Origin of the sequence: Nocardia vaccinii NBRC 15922 (assembly GCF_001613305.1) — a bacterium.
GTDB lineage: Bacteria > Actinomycetota > Actinomycetes > Mycobacteriales > Mycobacteriaceae > Nocardia > Nocardia vaccinii.
Window position 1 is genome coordinate 554783 of sequence record NZ_BDCC01000009.1, and the last position, 22260, is coordinate 577042.

General features: G+C 66.5%; 17 protein-coding genes and 4 tRNA genes. 8 read left to right on the plus strand and 13 right to left on the minus strand.

Annotated elements, in window-relative coordinates:
* Nucleotides 1–279: 279 nt before the first annotated feature.
* From NV1_RS06995 to NV1_RS07005, 3 genes are all read right to left on the minus strand, one after another.
* Nucleotides 280–1371: a 3-deoxy-7-phosphoheptulonate synthase gene (locus tag NV1_RS06995; RefSeq protein ID WP_067886567.1), complete on the minus strand. Its 1092-nt coding sequence runs from the start codon at nucleotides 1369–1371 to the stop codon at nucleotides 280–282.
* 479 nt (nucleotides 1372–1850) lie between these two features.
* Nucleotides 1851–2324 (minus strand): carboxymuconolactone decarboxylase family protein, encoded by a 474-nt coding sequence (locus tag NV1_RS07000; RefSeq protein WP_067886569.1) that lies wholly within the window; start codon nucleotides 2322–2324, stop codon nucleotides 1851–1853.
* A 107-nt stretch (nucleotides 2325–2431) separates the two neighbouring features.
* Nucleotides 2432–3307 carry an oxidoreductase gene (locus NV1_RS07005; protein ID WP_067886571.1) on the minus strand — a complete coding sequence of 292 codons (876 nt, stop codon included), beginning with the start codon at nucleotides 3305–3307 and terminating at the stop codon, nucleotides 2432–2434.
* A gap of 138 nt (nucleotides 3308–3445) precedes the next feature.
* On the opposite strand from NV1_RS07005, the gene NV1_RS07010 reads away from it, so the two are divergent.
* Nucleotides 3446–5053 carry a (2,3-dihydroxybenzoyl)adenylate synthase gene (locus tag NV1_RS07010; RefSeq protein ID WP_067886573.1) on the plus strand — a complete coding sequence of 536 codons (1608 nt, stop codon included), beginning with the start codon at nucleotides 3446–3448 and terminating at the stop codon, nucleotides 5051–5053.
* Nucleotides 5054–5095: 42 nt separating this feature from the next.
* On the opposite strand, the gene NV1_RS07015 is transcribed toward NV1_RS07010, so the two are convergent.
* Nucleotides 5096–6457: a salicylate synthase gene (locus NV1_RS07015; protein WP_067886574.1), complete on the minus strand. Its 1362-nt coding sequence runs from the start codon at nucleotides 6455–6457 to the stop codon at nucleotides 5096–5098.
* Between the two features lie 519 nt (nucleotides 6458–6976).
* Between NV1_RS07015 and NV1_RS07020 the strand changes: the two genes are divergently transcribed.
* Together NV1_RS07020 and NV1_RS07025 are read left to right on the plus strand one after the other, a co-directional pair.
* On the plus strand, nucleotides 6977–9349 hold the full coding sequence (locus NV1_RS07020) for a glycerol-3-phosphate 1-O-acyltransferase (RefSeq protein WP_067886576.1): 2373 nt from the start codon (nucleotides 6977–6979) through the stop codon (nucleotides 9347–9349).
* Nucleotides 9346–10848 (plus strand): HAD-IB family hydrolase, encoded by a 1503-nt coding sequence (locus NV1_RS07025; protein WP_067886578.1) that lies wholly within the window; start codon nucleotides 9346–9348, stop codon nucleotides 10846–10848. The genes NV1_RS07020 and NV1_RS07025 overlap by 4 nt, the downstream gene beginning before the upstream one ends.
* Here NV1_RS07025 and NV1_RS07030 read toward each other — a convergent pair.
* The 6 genes from NV1_RS07030 to NV1_RS07050 all read right to left on the minus strand — a co-directional run bounded on the left by NV1_RS07030 (nucleotide 10845) and on the right by NV1_RS07050 (nucleotide 13321).
* On the minus strand, nucleotides 10845–11546 hold the full coding sequence (locus NV1_RS07030) for a polyprenol monophosphomannose synthase (protein WP_067886829.1): 702 nt from the start codon (nucleotides 11544–11546) through the stop codon (nucleotides 10845–10847). The two genes, NV1_RS07025 and NV1_RS07030, sit on opposite strands and share 4 nt — an antisense overlap.
* A gap of 109 nt (nucleotides 11547–11655) precedes the next feature.
* The gene (locus NV1_RS44470) at nucleotides 11656–11832 is read right to left on the minus strand and encodes a hypothetical protein (RefSeq protein WP_169813296.1); all 177 of its coding nucleotides are present in this window, start codon (nucleotides 11830–11832) and stop codon (nucleotides 11656–11658) included.
* 437 nt (nucleotides 11833–12269) lie between these two features.
* Nucleotides 12270–12343: transfer RNA gene (locus NV1_RS07035), tRNA-Phe, on the minus strand.
* 33 nt (nucleotides 12344–12376) lie between these two features.
* A tRNA-Asp gene (locus tag NV1_RS07040) sits at nucleotides 12377–12450 on the minus strand.
* Between the two features lie 32 nt (nucleotides 12451–12482).
* A tRNA-Glu gene (locus NV1_RS07045) sits at nucleotides 12483–12555 on the minus strand.
* A gap of 91 nt (nucleotides 12556–12646) precedes the next feature.
* Complete coding sequence (locus NV1_RS07050) at nucleotides 12647–13321, minus strand: TetR family transcriptional regulator (RefSeq protein WP_067886580.1); 675 nt, start codon at nucleotides 13319–13321, stop codon at nucleotides 12647–12649.
* Between the two features lie 911 nt (nucleotides 13322–14232).
* Here NV1_RS07050 and NV1_RS07055 point away from each other — a divergent pair.
* Nucleotides 14233–14305: transfer RNA gene (locus NV1_RS07055), tRNA-Lys, on the plus strand.
* A gap of 440 nt (nucleotides 14306–14745) precedes the next feature.
* Nucleotides 14746–15717: an acyl-ACP desaturase gene (locus tag NV1_RS07060; protein ID WP_067886582.1), complete on the plus strand. Its 972-nt coding sequence runs from the start codon at nucleotides 14746–14748 to the stop codon at nucleotides 15715–15717.
* Nucleotides 15718–15861: 144 nt separating this feature from the next.
* Here NV1_RS07060 and fmdA read toward each other — a convergent pair whose 3' ends face one another.
* Both fmdA and NV1_RS07070 read right to left on the minus strand, forming a co-directional pair.
* On the minus strand, nucleotides 15862–17115 hold the full coding sequence (gene fmdA, locus NV1_RS07065) for a formamidase (protein ID WP_067886584.1): 1254 nt from the start codon (nucleotides 17113–17115) through the stop codon (nucleotides 15862–15864).
* Nucleotides 17116–17133: 18 nt separating this feature from the next.
* The gene (locus NV1_RS07070) at nucleotides 17134–17412 is read right to left on the minus strand and encodes an FmdB family zinc ribbon protein (RefSeq protein ID WP_067886586.1); all 279 of its coding nucleotides are present in this window, start codon (nucleotides 17410–17412) and stop codon (nucleotides 17134–17136) included.
* Nucleotides 17413–17670: 258 nt separating this feature from the next.
* On the opposite strand from NV1_RS07070, the gene NV1_RS07075 reads away from it, so the two are divergent.
* Nucleotides 17671–19377: a purine-cytosine permease family protein gene (locus NV1_RS07075; protein ID WP_067886832.1), complete on the plus strand. Its 1707-nt coding sequence runs from the start codon at nucleotides 17671–17673 to the stop codon at nucleotides 19375–19377.
* Nucleotides 19378–19434: 57 nt separating this feature from the next.
* Here the strand turns inward: NV1_RS07075 and NV1_RS07080 are convergent, their stop codons facing one another.
* Entirely contained in the window at nucleotides 19435–20514 is a 1080-nt protein-coding gene (locus tag NV1_RS07080; RefSeq protein WP_067886587.1) for a substrate-binding domain-containing protein, read from the minus strand.
* Nucleotides 20515–20577: 63 nt separating this feature from the next.
* Between NV1_RS07080 and NV1_RS07085 the strand changes: the two genes are divergently transcribed.
* Together NV1_RS07085 and NV1_RS07090 are read left to right on the plus strand one after the other, a co-directional pair.
* Nucleotides 20578–21021, plus strand: coding sequence for a MarR family winged helix-turn-helix transcriptional regulator (locus tag NV1_RS07085; RefSeq protein WP_067886834.1), 444 nt, complete (start codon nucleotides 20578–20580; stop codon nucleotides 21019–21021).
* Between the two features lie 144 nt (nucleotides 21022–21165).
* On the plus strand, nucleotides 21166–22194 hold the full coding sequence (locus NV1_RS07090; RefSeq protein ID WP_067886589.1) for an aliphatic amidase: 1029 nt from the start codon (nucleotides 21166–21168) through the stop codon (nucleotides 22192–22194).
* Nucleotides 22195–22260 lie beyond the last annotated feature (66 nt).

Below are 22260 nucleotides of genomic sequence, written 5' to 3' on the forward strand. Positions count from 1 at the left end.
CGTCCCCCGCTACCCGGGCCGACGACAACCCCATCGATCACGAGCCCACCCCGAACGCTCCGCCGCAGCAGCAGGAATTACGCACACGAACTTCCCGCCGAAGCTGCGCCGCATGCCGCCGGAGCCGAACTCCGACGCCACGAATCATACTCTGGAACGCTGGAAAGTTCTGTGCGACAACTGATTTCGCGATCAGATGGGTAACTCACCGGGTACGCCCGAAAGCCGCGGCGCACCCGGCCGCCGACCCGAAGCGCAAGCCCCGGGGCACCCGACACGCTAAGGTCGCGCGGCGGCGACAGCGGTACCCAGGCGGTCCAATTGTGTTGCGGTGGTATCCCAATCGAGGCAGGCGTCGGTGATCGATCGGCCGTAGGTGAGGTCCGGGGCGTGGCCGAGGGTCAGGTCCTGGCGGCCCGCGACGAGGAAGCTCTCCATCATCAGGCCGACGACGCGGCGGTCGCCCGCGGCGAGACGTTCGGCGATATCGGTGACGACGTCGACCTGGCGGTTGTGATCCTTGTTGCTGTTGCCGTGGCTGGCATCGACCACGACGCGCTGGGGCAACTGCGCCTTCTCCAGCCGCAGGCACGCTTCGGCGACGGAGGCGGCGTCGTAGTTGGTGCCGTTGCTGCCCCCGCGCAGGATGACGTGGCAGTCCGGATTTCCGGACGTGCGGATCAGCGCGGAACGGCCGTCCAGATCGGTCCCCGGGAAGACGTGGCTGGCCCCGGCCGCACGCACACCGTCCACGGCCACCTGCACATCACCGTCGGTGCCGTTTTTGATGCCGACCGGCATGGACAGCGCACTGGACAGCTGGCGATGCACCTGGCTGGCCGCGGTGCGCGCGCCGATCGCGCCGTAGGAGACCAGATCGGCGATGTACTGCGGGGTGATCGGATCGAGGAATTCGCAGGCGACCGGCAGCCCGAGCGCGGTGATGTCGACCAGCAGCCGACGTCCCAGTCCCAGACCGGTATTGACGTCGAACGACCCGTCCAGATGCGGATCGTTGATCAGCCCCTTCCAGCCGAGGGTGGTGCGCGGCTTCTCGAAGTAGACCCGCATCACCACGTGCAACCGATCGGACAGTTCCGCGGCCTTGGCGGCCAGTCGCCGCGCGTAGTCCATCGCGGCCTCCGGATCGTGCACCGAACACGGCCCGACCACGACCATCAGTCGGTCGTCGGCGCCGTTGAGCACATCGACGGTGGCCTTGCGGCCCGCCCGGACGACGTCGGCGAGGGCGTCATCGATCGGATGCGCGCGCCGCACGTCGGCCGGCGAGAGCAACGGGCTCACGCTCAGGGTGCGGCGATCGTCCAGATCGGCGAGGGGGTTCGCGGCGGCATCGGCTGCGGTTGTCATCGTGTGGGTTCCTGATCTGTAGATCCGGCCCACCGAGAGGAAATACCCGTCGAGCCGGTAGTCCGGCTCGGGGTGGTTGGGTCAGCGCGGTTCACCGACCGGCCCACCCGGGGCCGGGGAGATAAACCAGAAATACACGCGCTGCACGTCGCAGACACTAGCACAGCACGGTCGCGACCAGCGTCGGCCAGTACCTCTCCCGGTGCGCCGCCGAGCCGGCTCGGCCTCCGCGGGTGAGTACGGGCAGACCCCTCCGAACTGCGAACTTGCCATGATGTCCGAGCCGAGCTTGCACCCATCCGATCCGGGCCGGCTCGCGGGGCGCCAGTAGAGCGAGCGGAGTGACCGAGGAGATGGCAGCGGCGCTTCGCCGCCCTCCGGAAGGCGGCGGGTGACGATCTTGCCGCGGTAACCGCACCGACGCGGGCGAACCCGGCCGGGATCGGAAGATCCTGCGCCGGGCTCCTTTTCGCCGGATCTCAGCCGAACATGCCGGGCTCGTACCCGCCCGCGGGCGTCTGCGCGATCACATTGAACCGGTTGTACGCGTTGATCACCGCGATGACCGCGATCAATGCGCCGGTCTGCTCGTCGTCGTAGTGCTTGCGCACCTGCTCCCAGACCTCGTCGCTGACGCCGGTCTGCGCGTCGGCGATCCGGGTGCCCTCCTCGGCGAGCGCCAACGCGGCCCGCTCGGCCTCGGTGAACACGGTGGCCTCCCGCCAGGCCGCGACCAGGTTGAGCCGCACCCAGCTCTCCCCGTCCGCCACCGCGTCCTTGGCGTGCATATCGGTGCAGAAACCGCAGCCGTTGATCTGGCTGGCACGCAACTTCACCAATTCCTGGGTGCGCTTGGGCAACGTCGACTGGTCGAGCACCTGCCCGACGGCGCCCAGCCGCTTGATGGCCTTCGAGACGACCTCGATTTCGAATGCGTTCAGGCGAGCTTCCATGGTCGTGTCCTCACTCTCGCTGTTCCCGCCGCATCGGCGGCGCTACACAGAGAAGACGCGACAGCCCGCCGCAGTGTGACAGCCCCGAAAGTGACCTGCCTCACCCGTCAGCCGAAGTGGTAGGTGACCTTCGTCAGCTGTTCGGACAGGTCCCACAGGCGGCGGGAGGTGACCTCGTCCTTCGACGCGGCCGAGGAGGTGCTGGGGCCCGGGTGTCCACGCATGCCGCCCAGGCGCGTCGGACCGTAGTAACCACCGGGTTCGACCTCGGCGGTGGCCGCGTAGAGGCTGGGCAGGGCGCCCATCTCCGCACTCTGCGCCAGGATCCGGTTGCCCAGCGGCATGAGCACGCTGACCAGGGACTCGGTGTGGAACTGCAGATCGGTCGCGGCATATCCGGGATGAGCGGCGACGGAGATCTTCGACGAGCCGTGCACGCTCAGGCGGCGCTGCAACTCGCGGGCGAACATCAGATTGGCCAGTTTGGCCTGCCCGTACGCCTTCCAGCGCTGATACCTGCGGTGCTCCCAGTTCAGATCGGGCAGATCGATCCGCCCGATCAGATGCGCACCGCTCGACACGGTGACGATCCGCTCGGAGATCTTGTCCAACAGCAGCCCGGTGAGCGCGAAATGACCGAGATGGTTTGTGCCGAACTGCATTTCGAAACCCTGCGCGGTGCGCCGCAATGGCAGCGCCATCACGCCCGCGTTGTTGATCAGCACGTCGGCGGTATCGACGGAATCGGCGAATTCACGCACCGAATCCAGATCGGCCAGGTCGAGGCGGCGCACCTGCGCCCGCTCGCCGATGGTGTCCGCGACCGCCCGCGCCTTCACCTCGTCGCGACAGGCCATGACCACTCGGCCGCCCGCGCCGACCAGCGCTCGCGCGGTGACCGCGCCCAGCCCGCTGTTGGCGCCGGTGACGATGAACGTCCGGTCGCTCTGATCGGGGATGTCGGCAATATCCCAATCACTCACGCCCCAGAGTCTAGAGCCCAGGCCGGGCGCGTCCCGACCCACAACAGTCGGACGGCACATCCAGGCCGCCGATGAGATAGGGTTTCCTAACCTGGGTAACCGGCACCCGGGTTGCATCGTGACCGTGAGGCAGGACCCGTGACATCGACATCGACGGCACACGACGGATTCACCCCCATCCCCGCCGAATTCGCCGAGGCGTATCGCGCGGCCGGGTACTGGAACGGGCGAACGCTGGGTGAATTGCTCCGCGAATCGGCCCAGCGGTGGCCGGATCGCCCGGCGCTGTTGCACGAAGCCCAAACGCGCAGCTATCGCGAACTCGACGCCGAGGCCGACCGGATGGCGCACGGCTTCCTCGCCACCGGCATCGAGCCCGGCGACCGGGTGCTCGTGCAGTTGCCGAACGTCCCGGAATTCGTGGTGACGCTGTTCGGCCTGCTGCACGCCGGAGCGATACCGGTGCTGACCCTGCCCGCGCATCGATGTGCGGAGATCGGGCATCTGGCCGAATTGTCCGGTGCGGTGGCGTATCTCACCGCCGATCGAGTGGGCGATTTCGACCATCGCGAACTCGCGGCACAGGTGCGGGCCCGGGTGCCCGCACTGCGACAGGTGTTCGTCGTCGGCGATCCGGGTCCGTTCACAGCACTGAATTCGCTTCCCCGCGAGGGGGTTTCCCTTCCCGAGGTGGCTTCCTCGGCCATTGCGGTGCTGCTGGTCTCCGGTGGAACGACCGGTCTGCCCAAACTCATCGCCCGCACTCACGACGACTACGGGTACAACGCACGAGCCAGCGCCGAGATCTGCGAATTCGGCCCGCAGGACGTCTATCTCGCGACTCTGCCCGCCGCGCACAACTTTCCGTTGTCGTGCCCCGGCATCCTGGGCACGGTCGCGACCGGCGGGGCGATCGCCCTGCTGACCGACCCGAGCCCGGAATGCGCCTTCGCCGCCATCGAACGTCATCGAGTGACGGTGACCTCGGTCGTCCCGCCGCTGGCGCAATTATGGTGTGCCGCAACCGAATGGGAGGGCGCCGATCTGTCCTCGCTGCGGCTGCTGCAGGTCGGCGGGGCCAAACTCGCCGAGGCGAACGCCCGCACGGTGCGGCCCGCGCTGGGCGCGGCCGTACAGCAGGTGTTCGGCATGGCGGAGGGCCTGATCAACTTCACTCGCCTGGACGATTCCGAGGACATCGCCTGCACCACCCAGGGCCGCCCGCTGTCCCCCGGTGACGAGATCCGTGTCGTCGATGCCGCCGGAAACGACGTCCCGCCCGGCGGGGAAGGTGAACTGCTGACCCGCGGGCCCTACACGTTGCGCGGCTACTACCGCGCGCCGGAACACGATTCCCGTTCCTTCACCCCGGACGGCTACTACCGCAGCGGGGATCTGGTGCGCCGGCTGCCGAGCGGACATCTCGTCGTGTCCGGCCGGATCAAGGATGTGATCAATCGGGGCGGGGAGAACGTCTCCTGCGACGAACTCGAGGAACATCTGCTCGCCCACCCCGCCATCCGGCACGCTGCCGCGGTCGGCCTGCCCGATCCGGCACTGGGCGAGAAGGTCTGCGTCGTCCTGGTCACCTCGGGCGACGCCCCGACCCTTGCCGAGGTCAAGGAGTTCCTCACCGACCGCGGCCTGGCGGTGTTCAAACATCCGGACCTGCTGCACTTCTCGACGAGTCTGCCGCTGACCGCGGTCGGCAAGATCGACAAGAAGGCCCTGCGCACCTCGTTGTGAGCAGCCGCCGAGGCCGCATTCGCGGTGCGGCCGCGGCGGCGATCACGCCCTGACCAAGTACGGGGCGATGCTACCGAGTTTCTCGCAGGTCTCCTCGAATTCTCTTGCGGGAGTGGACTGGGAGACGATCCCGGCTCCGGCGCGCAGCCAGGCGCCGTCGGGGGTCTGGTAGACCGCGCGCAGCACGAGCGTCGCCTCGAGTGCGCCGGTGCTCGAAACCGCGACCACCGCACCGGAATACAGTCCGCGCGCGTCGTGGTCGAGCCGGAACACCGCGTCGACGCCGTCGCGCTTGGGAATTCCCGAGGCGGTCACCGAGGGGAAGAGCATTTCCAGCGCCTCCCAGGGGCTTCGGCCGATATCCAGGCGACCGCGCACCGTCGAGGCGAGATGCTGCACGCTGCCGCGCTCACGCACCGCCATGAAATCCGAGACGACGGTGGTGTCCGGCGCGGCGACCGCGGCGATCTCGGTGAAGGAGGTCTGCACCGAGATCGCGTGTTCGACGATCTCCTTCGGATCGGCCACCAACTCGGCGCGCGCGGCCGCGTCGGCCTCCGCGCCGCGGCCGAATGCCCTTGTCCCAGCCAGCGGTTCGGTGGTCACCACGCGATCCCTGTCCACGGAGACCACCAGCTCCGGGCTGTATCCCGCCGCCTCGAGCCCGCCCAGTCGCAACAGGAACGACCGCGCCGGGGTGTTGTGCACCCGGCCCAGCCGATAGCTGGCGGGCACGTCCACCGGGAACGGCAGTTCGACCCGGCGGGACAGGATCACCTTCTGGTAGCGACCGCCACGGATCTCGTCGACCGCCCGGCCCACCCGGTCTCGATAACCGGTCGGATCGGCGGAGATATCGACCGGATGCGCCCGGGGCAACGCGGTCTCCTGCGCCGCCTCGATCAACTCTCGGATCTCGGCGTTCTCGGAATCCGTCGCGCCGCAAACTCGCACACCGTCGGCATCGATGCGAACCTCGATGCGCGGAATCATCAGATGCGCCAGCGGGGTGCGCTCGGACAGGTGGTCGGTCGCCTCCAACGCCCATGCGCAGAACTCGAATCCGATCCAGCCGTAGGCGTTACGCCCGGCCAGTGGCAGACCCGCCAGCGCCCGGTCGATCACATTCGCCGGGCGGCCTCGCCACGGCTGTGCCGAATCGCTTCCGTCCCAACCGATCCGCAGCTCGGACGCGTCGAGTTCGACGCTGCCGATCGGATCGGCAGCGAACACCCACGCGCCCGGACGTTCGTACATCACGTACTCGCCGAATCGATCACAGGCCGCCAGCGCGGCCACCGCCGCGGCCGCATCGAATTTCCCGGCACCGCCGCGATCCGCGGTGATCATCGCCCCCGCACCCTCTTCATATCCGATCCGCACGCGGTCGTCCGTGGTCGACACCGAACCTCCAAGGTTACGCTTACCTAATCTAAAAGTGAGGTTAGCATTACCTGACCAATTGGGGTGGGCCCCACTGCGAACACCGGTGCGGTTCCACAGCCGCCTCCGCGCGTCCGATAAGGGAGACGGACCACGAACCGAGCGGGATCGACTCCGCCGCACTGCGGCCGGCCACGCCCGTCAGAGTCTCGGCACCCGGACCCCGCGCCGGACAACTCGCACTCGCCACGTGCCGGACCGGCGAGGCGAGCCACGAACCGCGTCCGATCGTCTCCGCCTCACACCGCCCGGAGTCTCACGCACGACCTCCGCGCCGGATACTCGCTCCCCGCACCCGTCACGCGTCTCCGCGGCAAGACAAGCACGGACCGCGTCGGATTGCTTCCGGTTCGCTGCGACTGTTCGGCGCCGGTGTCGTCCCGGGCGATCGAACGGGCGAAGACTCCTCGCGAACCTCCTGCGGGAAAGGCATCGACGGGGCTTCAATGGGGATTGCACCACATACAGGAGGTCCCCGCCATGATCGATCACCGCCCCGACGTTCCGGCGCCGCCCGCACCGGGCGGAGCGCCGCAGTCGGTGGTCGCCCTCGTGGACGCCGGTTCTCCGGTGGAACGCGAACTGATCGGCGGCTGGCTGGCCGAGGGCGGTATCGACGCGGAGTTCGGCGTAGACGCCCCGATCACCCAGCTCGACCTGGATGCCGAGACGGTGGCCCTGCGACTGGTCGGCCGCCGGGACGACCCCCTGGTGGTGCCGATCCGGGTGCTGTGGCTGCCGCCGGAGCGAGACGGCGTGCGCCGCACGAGCTTCGCCGATCTGGCCACGCTCAGCAATCCCCGCAGGCCACACCGGCTGCTACAACGGCGCCTGGTGCACAAGGCGCCCGATCGGCACCTCGTGCTCACCGGGCAGCCCGCCCGCCTGAGCGAACTGCGGGCGAACAATCCGGCCACGGCCGGATCCGCGGATCCGTTCGCCCGCGCCATCGTCCGGGCCGGGATCGTCGCGCTCGAACGCGCCGAACGCGCCGTCATCGGCGATCGCTACAAGGTGCCGCGCCTGGTCGCGGAGGAGATTCTGGACTCCCCCGCATTCCTGCGCCGCCTGGACGTCATCGCCGACGACATCGGGGCGAGCCCGCGCGAGGTGTACCGTCGCGCGGAGAAGGCATTGCGGGAACTCGTTGCGGCACAGAGTCGTCTGGTCTCGGACCTGTTCACCCAGGCCATGCGACCGGTACACGCCTCGGCCTGGAAGGTCGACTACGACCGGTCCGGTCTGGCCGAGCTGCGCCGGATCAATCAGGGCTATCCGCTGGTGTTCCTGCCCTCGCACCGGTCCTACGTCGACGCGTTCGTCCTCGGTGATGCGCTGGCCCGCAACGACTTTCCGCCCAATCATGTGATCGGCGGCGCGAATCTGCGGTTCTGGCCGATGGGCCCGATCGCCCGGCGCACCGGGGCGGTGTTCATCCGCCGCAGTTTCGGCGACGACGAGGTGTACAAGGCGGTGGTCGAGGAGTACTTCGCCTACCTGCTGGCCAAGCGGTTCAATCTGGAGTGGTACTTCGAGGGCGGGCGCACCAGGACCGGAAAGCTCCGCCCGCCGCGCTACGGACTGCTGAATTATCTTGCCGCGGCCATCCGTTCGCGCCGGATCGACGATGTGATGCTGGTCCCGGTATCGATCACCTACGAGCGGCTCAACGAACTCGGCGCGATCGCCAGCGAACAGGCGGGGGGCGTCAAGAAGCCCGAGGGCCTGCCCTGGCTGGCGCGCTACATCCGCAATCAACAGCATTCGGCCGGGAACGTGTACATCCGCTTCGGCGCACCGCTGTCCGCCCGGGAACGCCTGGCCGCGTACGGCGATCCGCTGCTGCCCGCCACCGCCGCCGGCCCGAATCCCGCGGAGGTCGGCACGCAGGAGCGAAAGGCCGTGCAGCTGTTGGCCTTCGAGGTGGCCGTCGGCATCAACGCGGTGACCCCGATCACCGTCAACGCCCTGGTCACCCTCGTCCTGCTCGGCGTGCACGAGCGCGCGCTGACCCTCGGCGAGGTCCGCATGGCGCTCGAGCCGGTGCGCGACTACATCCGTCGACGCGGACTGCCCAGCGGCGAAATCGACACGGTGGACGACGATTCGGGCCTGGCCGCAGTGCTCGAACAACTCTCCCTCGCCCGCGTGGTGACCGTCTATCGCGGCGGTGTGGAGCCGGTGTACTCGATCCAGACCGGCGCCTACCTCGAGGCGGCGTTCTATCGCAACAGCGCCGTGCACTGGTTCGTGAACCGCGCCATCCTGGAGTTGTCCGTCCTGGCCGCGGTCGAAGCCCCGGAGGGCGAACAGCTCGATGCCGGATGGGAATCGGCCTACCGGCTGCGCGACCTGTTGAAATTCGAATTCTTCTTCCCCGAACGCACCGAATTCGCCGCCGAGATGACCTCGGAAATGCTTCTGGCCGATCCGAGTTGGCGCGATCGCACGGCCGACGGCACGGTCGGGGCCGATGTCCTGGCCGTCTTCACCGAGTCCGGATTCATCATGGCGCACCGCGTGCTGCGGTCGTTCTTCGACGCCCAATTGGTCGTCGCCGAACGTCTGGCGGCCCGGGACCCCGAGCCCCTGGACCGCAAACAGTTCATCGACGAATGTCTCGCGGTCGGCCGCCAGATGCTGTTGCAGCAGCGCCTGCACAGTCCGGAGTCGGTATCCTCGGAATTGTTCGCCACCGCGGTGAAACTCGCCGACAATCACGGACTACTCGATCCGGACGCCGCCGATCTCCGTGCCCGCAGAAGGGCTTTCGCTGACGAACTGCGCGTCATCGGGGCACGCATCTCCCGCGCGGCGGCCCTGGACCCCTCGAGTCACACGGAGGGACCATGAGCGTCTCGGACACAACGGATTCCGTCGCGACGCGCACGCTCGACCAGGCGATCGCGGCCGTACGCTCCGGACCGCAGGGGCCGCGAATCCCGGCCGTCTTCGATTTCGGCGGCACCGTCGTGCACGGCTTCACCCCCGACTCGACGGTTCAGCGGCTCCTGCGCCGGGGCAGCCGCGCCGATCTGACCGCCTCGCTGGTGAACACCATCCGCGGGTCCCGCGCGGAGGGCGAATACGAGCGGTTCCTGCAACGAGCGATGCATCTGTGGGCCGGACACCCCGAGTCCGAACTCGCCGATCTGGGCGCGCGACTGTTCCGCGACACCATCCACGCCCATCTGTATCCCGAGGCGTGGCAACTGATCCGCGCGCACGAGGCCGCCGGGCACACGCTGGTGCTGGCCTCCTGTCTGTCCACCTTCCAGGTACTACCCGCCGCAACGGAATTGGGCGTCCCGAACGTCCTGGCCACCCGAATGACCGTGAGCGAGGGCGTACTCACCGGACATGTGGAGGGAAAACCACTGTGGCGCAACGGTAAGGCCGATGCCGTACGACGTTTCGCGGCCGAGCACGATCTGGATCTCGCCCGCGGCTACGCCTACGCCGACGCCGCTCCCGACATCCCCCTGCTCGACCTCGTCGCCCATCCGACGGCGGTGAATCCGGGCCCGCGCATGGAGATGCGGGCGGTCGAACAGGACTGGCCGGTGCTGTGCTTCCGGCCCCGTGATGCGGCCGGCGCACGCGATATCGCCCGCACCGCAGCAGGTTTCGCGGCACTGCTGGGCGGCGCGATGGCCGGTGTGGCGACCGCCGCGGCCACCCGGGATCGACGGCGGATGGTCGATTCGATGATCACCCACGCCGCGAGCGGCACCCTGGGCGCGACGGGCGTACGCATGCGGATCACCGGCGCCGAATACGCGCACGCCCCCCGGCCCGCGGTATTCGTATTCAATCATCAGAGTCAATTCGACATGGTCGTTCTGGCCGCGGTGCTCGGTGCGGGCTTTACTGGAATCGTGAAGAAAGAAGTGACCAGCAATCCGGTGTTCGGTCCACTGTTGCGATTCGCGGGGGCTACTTTCATCGATCGTTCCGATGCCTCCGGCACACGCGCGGCATTGGCACCCGTGGTCGAAACGCTGCGGACCGGGTTGTCGATTGTCATCGCCCCGGAAGGCACCCGTTCACTGACGCCGCGAGTGGGTCCGTTCAAGAAGGGCGCATTCCATATCGCCGCACAGGCGGGAGTGCCGGTCATTCCGGTGGTGATCCGCAATGCCGGTGAAATCGCCTGGCGTAATTCGGCGATCGTGCGCGGTGGCGCGGTGGATGTGGCGGTCCTGCCGCCGATCGAGGTGAGCGACTGGAATCCCGCCGATATGAGCGCCGAGGTCGAGCGGGTGCGGCAACTGTTCGTCACGACCCTGCTGGACTGGCCCGTACCGGACGAGCGGCACGTGCACCCGGTCCGGGGCCTGGCCGGACCTTAGACCTGCCGCCCGAACAGCAGCTTCCACGGCATCGCCGCCGACTCCAGCTGCACCTTCAGGCTCATCTTGGACGCGCCCTTGGTGCGCTCCTCGAACCGGATCGGCACCTCGGCGATGGCGATGCCCTTCTTGATGGTCCGGTAGTTCATCTCGACCTGGAAGGAGTATCCATTGCTGCGGATCGAGGCGACGTCGATCGCACGCAGGGTATCGGCGTGCCACGCCTTGAAGCCGGCCGTGGCGTCCTTCACGCCCAGCCGCAGGATCAGGTTCACGTAGAAGTTGGCCCACGCCGAGAGCGCCTTGCGGTACCACTTCCACTCCTCGGCGGTCGAACCGCCCGGAACGTACCGTGATCCGAGCACCACACCCGCGCCGGAGGTCTCGAGCTTGTCGAGCATGGCCGGAATGACCTCGGCCGGATGCGACAAATCCGCGTCCATCTGGATGACGACCTCGGCCCCCTCGTCCAGCGCCCGTGTGATACCCGCGATGTACGCGCGCCCCAGCCCGTCCTTCTCGGTCCGATGCAGCACGCCCACCGTCTCGGGCTGCTCGACGGCGAGTTTGTCCGCGAGCTCACCGGTACCGTCCGGCGAGTTATCGTCGACAACGAGAATATGCAGGTCAGAAACAGGCAGCGAGGTCAGCCGCTCCACCGCCACGGGCAGGTTGTCCCGCTCGTTATAGGTCGGCACCACAACGGTCACCTTCAAGGGTCAGCCTCCCGCTCGTTCACGCGCGCGTGTGTACACCCCTGACCGTAGCTCATCGGCTTCCCACCCCCGCACCGTGTAGTCCGGCCCCTCACCCCTCGTCGCGGGAATCCTCGCGGGCATTGCGAGCCCGCACGATCTCCAGCGCCCGCTCCGCCGTCGCCCGATCCGGATAGGGCCCCATCCGATCGGCGAACCAGCACCGTTTGCTCTGCTCGGCCCGACGATGTTTCAGGCAGTAGTACCAATCCGATTCGGAGTCAGCCATGCACCGATGATCCCATCCATCAACCTCACCGACGCCCGCACCCCGCGACAACCGGGCCCGCACTTCCCACTCTCCGAACATCATCCGTTATGCGGAATCCCACACGACGAATCATCCGGAATGAAAACCTCACCGGCACTCGCCGAGAAATAAATGACACAACAACAATTCCTTGAATCCCGGACAACCAGCAAGAACACAATTCGTTGCCACACCCGACAATGAATTACCGCCGACCCGACCGTTACTCGGTCCGCCGATACCGCCGGATACTCGGGGCAAGGGGCGAAGCCCAACCGACCGCGACAACCGATCTCGCAAGAACACGGGTAACTCGTCGGGTATGCCCAAAGGTGATCCGATGGGAACCGCCCGGCCCCACATGAAAAATGACCGCACTCCCGCGACACGCTGACGTATCGGAGAGGCGGTCTGTGTGGCCAGGGCCGGGATCGAACCGGCGACCTTCCGCTTTTCAGGCGGACGCTCGTACCAACTGAGCTACCTGGCCGGGGCACCCGACGTGAATGCCTATACAGTCTTGCGACCCTGACGGGACTCGAACCCGCGACCTCCGCCGTGACAGGGCGGCGCGCTAACCAACTGCGCCACAGGGCCTTGCTCTGCTCTCAACGGTGTTGCCACCGTCGTACCCCCTACGGGATTCGAACCCGCGCTACCGCCTTGAAAGGGCGGCGTCCTAGGCCGCTAGACGAAGGGGGCCCGCCGGATCTCTCCGGTCCGTACCTCAACGGCTTCCGTTGGGAGCTGGGATAGCTTATGACAGCTCCGGCGAGAAACCCAAATCGGCTGGTCAGAGACTCACCGACCCGACATTGAGATCGTCCGGGCGCGCACTGGCCCGCCAGCCGACCACCCGGAACTCCTCGAGCCACTCGCGCGTGCCCATCCCCTCGACGATGATCTCCAGCGCCTCGGTGAACCGCATGCGCATATCGACCGGCCCGCCGACCATGTCGGTGACGTAGCGCTGCCCCGCCAGCGCCGCGGTGAGGGTGCGGGCGAACTTGTCCGGATCGGCGTCCGGACGCAGCTGCTTCTGATCGATCGCGCGTGCCGCCAGCATCCGGATGGCGCGGCCGAGGATGCGCCCACCGCCGGCTTGAACGTCGCGATGGAACTCCGGTTCGATGATCAGCCGGAACTCCGCCTGGATGATGATGTCGCTGTCCAGCCGCAACGCGACCTCGTCGAGCATCCCCCGCAAGATGTCGAGGGGACCGAGATCGGTTCTGCCGAGCCATCGTTCGATGCTGGCCCGATACCGCTCGACCGCGGCGTCCAGTACCGCGCGCGCCAGATCCTCCTTGGAGTCGAAGTGGAAGTACATCGCGCCCTTGGTCGCGCGAGACCCTTCCAGAATGCGGTTCAACGATGCAGCGGCATAGCCGCTTTTCCCGAATTCCACCGCGGCCGACCTGATGATCGCCGCGCGAGTCCGGCGGGCCCGCTCTTGCTGCCGTGCCATGCTCGAAACGCCTCCGAAGCTACTTACCGCCGCAGGACCCCCATTGGGAACAGTCCTCGATGCGAGTTATGAGATTTTTTTAATACCGAGATTCGGGCCACGGCCCGGTTTTTCAAACTCTGAGTACGAAAAGTCGCGGGAAAACCTGAAACACACCGGCTGGTATTGTTCTCCGAGCCCGGGTGCGCCGCAGGGGGTGCGCACCCGGGCGTACTGCTGCTCTCGGATCTGCCTCCTGCGACGGAATCTCCAGGGCCCCGCGAACGGCCGGACCGGTCGCGACGCAAGCGGGCACATCAACCATGGGCGGAATCCCCTCCCACCGGGCACACTCGGTTCTTTCGGAATTCACCGACAGGTCACCGTACTCCGTATCGATGTCGACCGGAGCGGCTACCGGAAAGTCAGTTCGCGAAATCCACTTTCCGAAGTTTGCGGCAAATCTTCGGTTACCAATACCTCGCGAAGTTCCTTTCGCGAATTCCACCATCCCACAGCATAGTTCGCCACCGCCACGCCCCGGCCGTCGCGAACCACCTCCGGCCGGACGCGCCACCCCGCCGGCGGGCCGCCTGTCGGGCCGATTCCTCGACACTCACACCTCCAGTACCAATTTCCTTGCCACGCACCGCGATTGGTTGATATTTACACACTTCTCCGCTGAAACAAATTGGAAGCCAATGGGATTACCCCGCATCCCGAACGCGCCCGAGCGCGGGTCCGGACCGCGCGAGCAACCCGGCGGAGCCGCTCGGCGACCCCGCCGGGCGCCGCGGCGCTGCCGGAGATTCGAGCGCACCGGTCCGGAGTCCGTCGGCAACCGCTCCGACCAGGGCGGATCACCCGCTCCGACACCCCGAACGGATACCGGTTACCACTTCCGCGAGCCGCGCATTAGACTTGCCACCCGCGCCCCTATAGCTCAGTTGGTAGAGCTACGGACTTTTAATCCGCAGGTCCCAGGTTCGAGCCCTGGTGGGGGCACTCGGGTCCGCCGGAGCACATGTTCCGGCGGACTTGCCGCACCTGTGACGAGATGCACTGCGGCCGCGCCGGATCCACCGTCGGAGCGATTATGCGGTTGATCCGCGCTTCGTATGCGGACCTGGGCGAGCATCGCCGGGCGTCTCGTCCGGCGGCCCGCAGGCACGTGCCGGCAATCGCGCGCTAACGGGACCGCCCCCCGGGACGATGAACCCCACGACGGCTGCACTCCGCTTACACTCGGACCGGTCGGCTCCCGCATTGTGCCAGCTCACAATCGGGGACCAGAGGGTTCCATCACCTGATGGCAATCCACGTCCGATGCGTTTCGCATCACACCTACGGTGCCGTAAGGTATGGGCCGCAGTGCCGAGCCGTGAGGCCTTGGGACTAGTGGGGGCGACGAGCACGATGGCAGGACAAGACCGAAGGGTTCAAGTATGGCAAGGGATCTGACTCAACTCGAGCTGCTCACGGAGTTGGAGCCGGTTGCCGAAGAAAACGTCAACCGCCACCTCTCCATGGCCAAGGAGTGGCACCCGCACGACTACGTGCCGTGGGACGAAGGCCGCAACTTCGCGGCGATGGGCGGCGTCGACTGGGAACCGGAGCAGTCGAAGCTCAACGAGGTCGCCAAGGCCGCGATGATCACCAATCTGCTCACCGAGGACAACCTCCCCTCCTACCACCGCGAGATCGCCGAGAACTTCTCCCAGGACGGCGCCTGGGGCACCTGGGTCGGCCGCTGGACCGCCGAGGAGAACCGGCACGGCATCGCCATCCGCGACTACCTCGTGGTCACCCGCGGCGTCGACCCCGTCGCCCTGGAGCAGGCGCGAATGATCCACATGACCAACGGATTCGCTTCTCCCGCAGAGGTCGACGCCGGATTCCTGCACTCGGTCGCCTACGTGACCTTCCAGGAGCTGGCGACCCGTGTGTCACACCGCAACACCGGCAAGGTCTGCGAGGACCCGATCGCCGACCGCATGCTGCAGCGCATCGCCGCCGACGAGAACCTGCACATGATCTTCTACCGCAACATGTGCGGTGCGGCGCTGGATCTGGCGCCCGACCAGGCCCTGGACGCCGTCGCGCTGATCCTGGAGAACTTCCAGATGCCCGGCGCGGGCATGCCCAACTTCCGCCGCAATGGCGTGTTGATGGCCAAGCACGGCATCTACGACCTGCGTCAGCACCTCGAGGAGGTCGTCCAGCCGGTGCTGAAGAAGTGGCGGATCTTCGAGCGCGACGACTTCACCGCGCGCGGCGAGCAGACCCGCGACCGCCTGGCGATCTTCCTGGACAAGTTGTCCAAGGATGTGACCAAGTTCGAGGAGCAGCGCGACCGCATGCTCGCCCGCGAGGCCGCCAAGCGCGAACGCGAGCTGGCCACCGCCTCCGCGAGCTGAACCGACGGGAGAGACCGCGCCGCCGAGCCGCCCCTCATCAGTGGTCGACTCGGCGGCATCGCCCCCGGCAGGTCGGCGCGGTGCGCCCCTGACGACACCCACGACCGGCATGATCCCGACCGGCATCGGGACATGCCGACCCGGCTACCGGGTGGTTCGGGGCGCTCCGATGCCGGGGTCGATCCGCACCGGCCCGGACGCGGACGGGGCCAGCGGAAAGTCGAAAATGGCGGTCGGAATGTACACGGTGGCACAGGAATTCGGGATATCGACAACGCCGGAGAAGCGTCCCTCGATGGGTGCCGCGCCGAGCAGCAGATAAGCCTGTTCGCGGCTGTAGCCGAACTTGGTGAGGTAATCGATGGCATGCAGGCACGCGCGTTCGAATGCCAGTTGCGAGTCCAGGTACCGCTGTTCACCGTCGAGGGTGACCGAGGTGCCCGAGAAGGCCAGCCACTCGGAGTAGACCGGACCCTCGTTGCCAGGGAGGAATACCGCGTTCTCGGTCACGCCGTACAGCTGCATGCCGTTCTTGATCACATCGACCCGCAGGTCGATGAACCCGCCCATCTCGATGGCGCCGCAGAAGGTGATCTCCCCGTCGCCCTGGGAGAAGTGCAGATCGCCCACGGACAGTTTCGCGCCGTCCACGAAGACGGGATAGAACACCCGGCTGCCGCGCGTGAGGTTCTTGATGTCCTGATTGCCGCCGTTCTCGCGGGGCGGGGCGGTGCGCGCCGCCTCGGCGGCGATACGGTCGAAGTCGGGACCGGTCAGCGTGCCGAGAATCGCATCGCGGGGTTCCGGCGGCAACGCCAGCGGCGGTACTCGCTCGGGGTCGGTGGCGATCAGCGCCGCCTCGCGAGTGTTCCAGGTGCGCAATAGATCGGCCGACGGCGCGGTACCCATCAGACCCGGGTGCATGATTCCGGTGAACTTCACTCTCGGGACGTGCCGGGAGGTCGTGGTGTGCCCGCTGAAGTCCCAGATCGCTTTATAGGCGTCGGGAAAGTGCTCGGTGAGAAATCCGCCGCCGTTGTCGGTGGCGAAGATCCCGGTGTATCCCCAGCCCTGCCCCGCCAACGGGCCGACTTCCTCCTGCGGAATGGGGCCGATGTCGAGGATGTCCACGATCAGCAGATCGCCGGGCTCGGCGCCCTCGACGGCGAACGGCCCGGACAGGCAGTGCACCGTGCTGAGCGGGGCGTTGCGCACGTCATCCGCCGAATCATCGTTGTGGATGGCGCCGTCGAACCATTCGCGTACGTGCACCCGGAACTCGTCGCCGGGACGAACGGTGGCCACGGCCGGGATGTCGGGATGCCACCGGTTGTGGCCGACGAACATCTGATCGGTGAACTTCTTGGACGAGTCCAAAGGGAACAGTAACTCGGGCATGGCGATCTCTCTTCGACGTCAGGGGCGGGGAAGTGTGCGGTGCAAGGGGTTTCGCGTGACCCGCGGGCCGCGCCGCGCGGGTGGCGCAGCCACGATCGGCGGCTCGTGCGCGGTGCGCGCGGTGACGTCGTGCAATCGCGTGGCCGTTGAACCGGAGCGCAGCAGGGAGCCGCCGGAGATGCGCCGCCGAGCCGGTCGCCGGCACACCGGGCACGGCGTGGCATCGGGCACATCTGCCATGGCGTAGCGGCATACGAACCCGCCGCACGCGGCACAGGTGAACTCGTAGTTGGGCATCGGGCAGGACCTCCGACCGCCCGAGGCGATGCCTGGGGCATTACTTTTATTTGAGCTTGTTTCGTCCGGCTCCAATCGAAGGCCCGCTCTTTCGCTTATGTGAAACCAATACGTTAAGCCGCCGTTACGAGACCGCCCGACGGTTTCCGGATCATTAACTTTCATATGAGTTATAGTCATATGAAAGCATTTTCTCTAGCGTCAGTTCTCACCGAGCCCGTGCAGCCCGACGGCCTCGACTGCGAGGAGAACGACATCATGACGACACAACCCCCCTCGGCCGCGACACCGTCCCGGTGGCGCCGATTCCAAGACTGGGCCGCTCGCGATGACATCGAGGACTATTCGCTGCGGTACGCACCGAAGTCCTTCCGCCGCTGGAGCCCGCTGGCATGCGCGGTCACCGCGCTCGGCGGCATCGCCTACCTGGCCGACTATTCCATCGGAGCATCGATCGCGGTGACGCACGGTTCGTCCAGTGCCGTGATCGCGATCCTGGTGGCCGCCGTGACGATCTTCCTGACCGGCATCCCGATCGCCTATTACGCCGCCAAGTACAACCTGGACATGGACCTGCTCACCCGCGGCGCGGGATTCGGTTACTTCGGGTCCACGCTGACCAGCCTCATCTATGCGAGCTTCTGCTTCATCTTCTTCGCCCTCGAGGGATCCATCATGGCGCAGGCGATGAAGCTGGCGTTTCACATTCCGCTTCCGCTCGGCTATGTCATCGGCTCTCTGCTGATCATTCCGCTGGTGCTGTACGGGATGTCGGCGTTGGCCAAGTTCCAGGTGTGGACGCAGCCGTTGTGGCTGATCCTGTTCGCCGCGCCGTTGGTGATGATCGCGGTCGCCGATCCGTCCGGATTCAACGGCTTCCTGTCGTGGGCCGGTAACGGCGGCAGTGCGCGGGTCACGGCGATCGGCGTGGGTGCGGGCGCCGGAGTCGCGCTGTCGCTGATTGCCCAGATCGGAGAGCAGGTCGACTACTTGCGGTTCATGCCGGAAAAGTCGGAGACGCCCGCGCTGCGTTGGTGGTCCGCGGTACTGGCGGCCGGTCCGGGATGGGTGATCCTGGGCGCCGCCAAGCAGCTGTGCGGCGCCTTCCTCGCCTTCTACGTCGCGGAACAGGTGGGCTTCACCCGGGCCACCGAGCCGATCGAGCAGTTCCTCGGCGGCTACGGCGCGCTGCTGCACAGCCACGCGCTGGCTCTGGCCATCGCGACCATCATGGTGCTGCTGTCGCAGATCAAGATCAACGTGACCAACGCGTATTCCGGATCGCTGTCCTGGTCGAACTTCTTCAGCCGGGTGCTGCACATCCATCCCGGCCGGGTGGTGTGGCTGGCCCTGCACATCGCGATCGCGCTGGCTCTGATGCTGGGCAACATGTTCACCGTGCTCAACACCATTCTGGGGTTCTACTCCAACGTCGCGATCGCCTGGGTGGGCGCGATCGTGGCCGACCTGGTGATAAACAAGGGGATATTGAAGATCAGCCCGCCGTACATCGAGTTCAAGCGGGCCTACCTTTATCCGATCAATCCGGTCGGATTCGGATCGATGCTCGCCGGGTCCGTGCTGTCCATCCTCGCGTACTTCGGCGCGTTCGGCGCGATGCTGCAGGCCTGGTCACCGTATCTGGCACTGGCCGTCGCGGTCGTGCTGACGCCGGTCATCGCCGTACTCACGCGCGGCAAATACTATCTGGCACGGCCGAATCCGCTGCGCGAGGAGATCGAGAAGGAACCGTTGTGGGCCGGCCAGACCCTGCTCGATGTCGTGGACGGCAAGCGCTACGAACTGCCGGATATGGTGCACGACTGCCCCTTCCACGCGGGAGCGGTCTCCTCGCTGACGTGCACACTCACCAAGAATTGCGGGGAGCAGTGTCAGTCGCCGTCCTATACCGACACCGTGGCGGCCGACGACCTCGGCTTGCAGGCCCTGCCCGTACGCGATTGACCCTCTCCACGAAACCGGCTGGGGCCGAACATGGTTCGGCACCAGCCGGGGCGGTGGTCACGAATTCAGTTCGGCGTGAACGGTGAAGTCCAGCCGATCGGCTCCAGCGAGATAGACCGGCTGACTGGTGTGGACACCCCGCACCCGGACCTCGCCGCGTGGTCCGTGATACACGGCGGCCGAGGCGGTGCGCTCGATCGCCCGGAGATTCAGGCTGCCGGCCTGTTCGGCCAGCGACGCGAACAACAGCAATCCCTCGTAACAGGATTCACCGATGTTGTTCAACGCGGGGGCGAGCGCCCCGAAGCGGTCGGTGTACCGGGCCCCGAAGTCCATCCCCTCCTGGGTGACCATGCTCTCGAAATACCCGCTGGCGGTGAACAATCCACGGGTGCTTTCGGCGCCACCGGCGTAGAGGACATCCTCTCCGATCATCATGCCGAGCCGGACCAGGCGCTCATCGAGGCCGGCCGCGGCGAACGCCCGGTTGAACGCGGCGCAATCGGCACCGACCAGGAACAGCAGCACGCCCTGCGCCGTGGACGATCCGATGAGTTCGAGCGCGGCGCCGAAATCGCGCCCGCCGAGCGGCACGAACGCCGCACCGACCACCTCGATATCCGTCTCGGCACTGAAATCTACTGTCGCCCTGGTTGTTTCGCGAGGCCAGATATAGTCGTTGCCGACGATGCACCAGCGCCTGATACCGAACTCGGCGCGCATCCACCGCAGTGCGGGGAACAACTGCTGATCGGGGGTCTCGCCCACCATGTACACACCGTCGGAATCCTCACCACCCTCGTAGAATGTGGTGTAGACGTAGGGAATTCGACCGGACGTCTGCGGAGTGATCACCTTGCGCGCATTCGACAGATGCCAGCCGACGATCCCGTCGATCAGCCCCTCGCCGATCATCCCGTCGACGCGGGCGGCCAGTGCGGGCAACGACCCGGCGGCGTCGATCGGATGCAGGCGCACCGGCCGATCCAGAATGCCGCCACGGGCATTGATGTCCTCGATCGCGAGCTCGGCGGACGCCTCGCAGGACGGCCCGAACATTCCCGCGGGTCCGCTCAGCGGCACCGCCAGCGCGAGATCCACCGACTCGCGACGATCGCGAAGGTCCCGAGCGGTCATGGGAACCACCACCGTAATGCTTGCAACTGAAATTGACTCATACGGCGCTGTATAGTGCTGATTGTGGACGATAGCATCGCCCTTGCCGGGCTGGACGAGTTGGCCCGACTGGTGCGGCAGGTTTCACAGGAACTCGACAAGACCGTCGCCACCTGCCTCGGCGAGACATCCCCCGGACGCTGGCACGTGCTGAATGCGGTCGCCGACGGCCAGGGCCGTTCGATGTCACAGCTGGCCGAAGCCACACAACTCAACGCCGCCACACTCACCCGCCTGATCGATGCCATGATCGCCGACAATCTGGTGCACCGCAAGGTCGACGACGCCGATCGACGCCGGGTGCTGGTGTATCCGACCCGGCGCGGCCGGCTGACGCACAAGGTCATGAATCAGGCGCTGGCCGACAGCGACGTCACCGCCATCACCACCGGCAGCGAAACGCTCACCCGATCCCTGCGGACTCTGCGGGATCGGATTCGAGTGAGCGAGCCCGTCCCGCTGCGCTGATCATCCGGCGGTGCCCGACACCGCCGCAGCCGCCCCGAAACGCCTTCGTTGCACATCCGACATCACGCGGACCTTTTCATACGGGACAGTTTCATTCGATGACATCTGGCGGAGCGCGTCGGAATCGGAAGAAGGGCAACCCGTATGCGTCACGGAGACATCAGCTCGAGTCCCGACACGGTCGGGGTCGCGGTGGTCAACTACAAGATTCCCCGGCTGCACAGCAAGGCCGACGTGATCGAGAACGCGAAGAAGATCGCGGAAATGGTGGTGGGCCTGAAGACCGGTCTGCCCGGTATGGATCTCGTCGTCTTCCCGGAGTATTCGACGATGGGGATCATGTACGACCCGGAGGAGATGTACGACACTGCCACCACGGTGCCCGGCGCGGAGACGGAAATTTTCGCCGCGGCGTGCCGGCAAGCCGAGACGTGGGGAGTCTTCTCGCTGACCGGCGAACGGCACGAGGAACATCCGGACAAGGCGCCCTACAACACCCTCGTACTCATCGACGACCAGGGACGAATCGTCCAGAGGTACCGAAAGATCCTGCCCTGGAATCCGATCGAAGGCTGGTATCCGGGTGAGGAAACCTACGTCAGCGACGGCCCGAAAGGCATCAAACTCTCGCTCATCGTGTGCGACGACGGGAACTACCCGGAGATCTGGCGAGACTGCGCGATGAAGGGCGCCGAACTGATCGTGCGCTGTCAGGGCTACATGTACCCGGCGAAGGACCAGCAGATACTCATGGCCAAGGCGATGGCGTGGGCGAACAACTGCTACGTGGCCGTGGCCAACTGCGCGGGGTTCGACGGGGTCTACACCTATTTCGGCCACTCGGCGATCATCGGCTTCGACGGACGCACGCTCGGTGAGACCGGCACCGAGGAGTACGGGATCCAGTACGCGCAGTTGTCCGTCTCCGCTATCCGCGACGCCCGTCGATACGACCAGGCTCAGAACCATCTGTTCAAGCTCCTGCACCGGGGCTACACCGGGATCTGGAATTCCGGAGACGGCGACAAGGGCATAGCGGAATGCCCGTTCGATTTCTACAAGACCTGGGTGAGTGATGCCAAGAAGGCTCAGGAGCAGGTCGAGGCGATAACCCGGGAGACCGTCGGCGTTGCCGAATGCCCGGTATACGACCTGCCGCACGAAAATCCCTGACGCACAAGCGGACCGCGTGGGCCCGGCGCACGCGTCGCCACGGCCGTTCGGCGTGAGCTCGGCCAC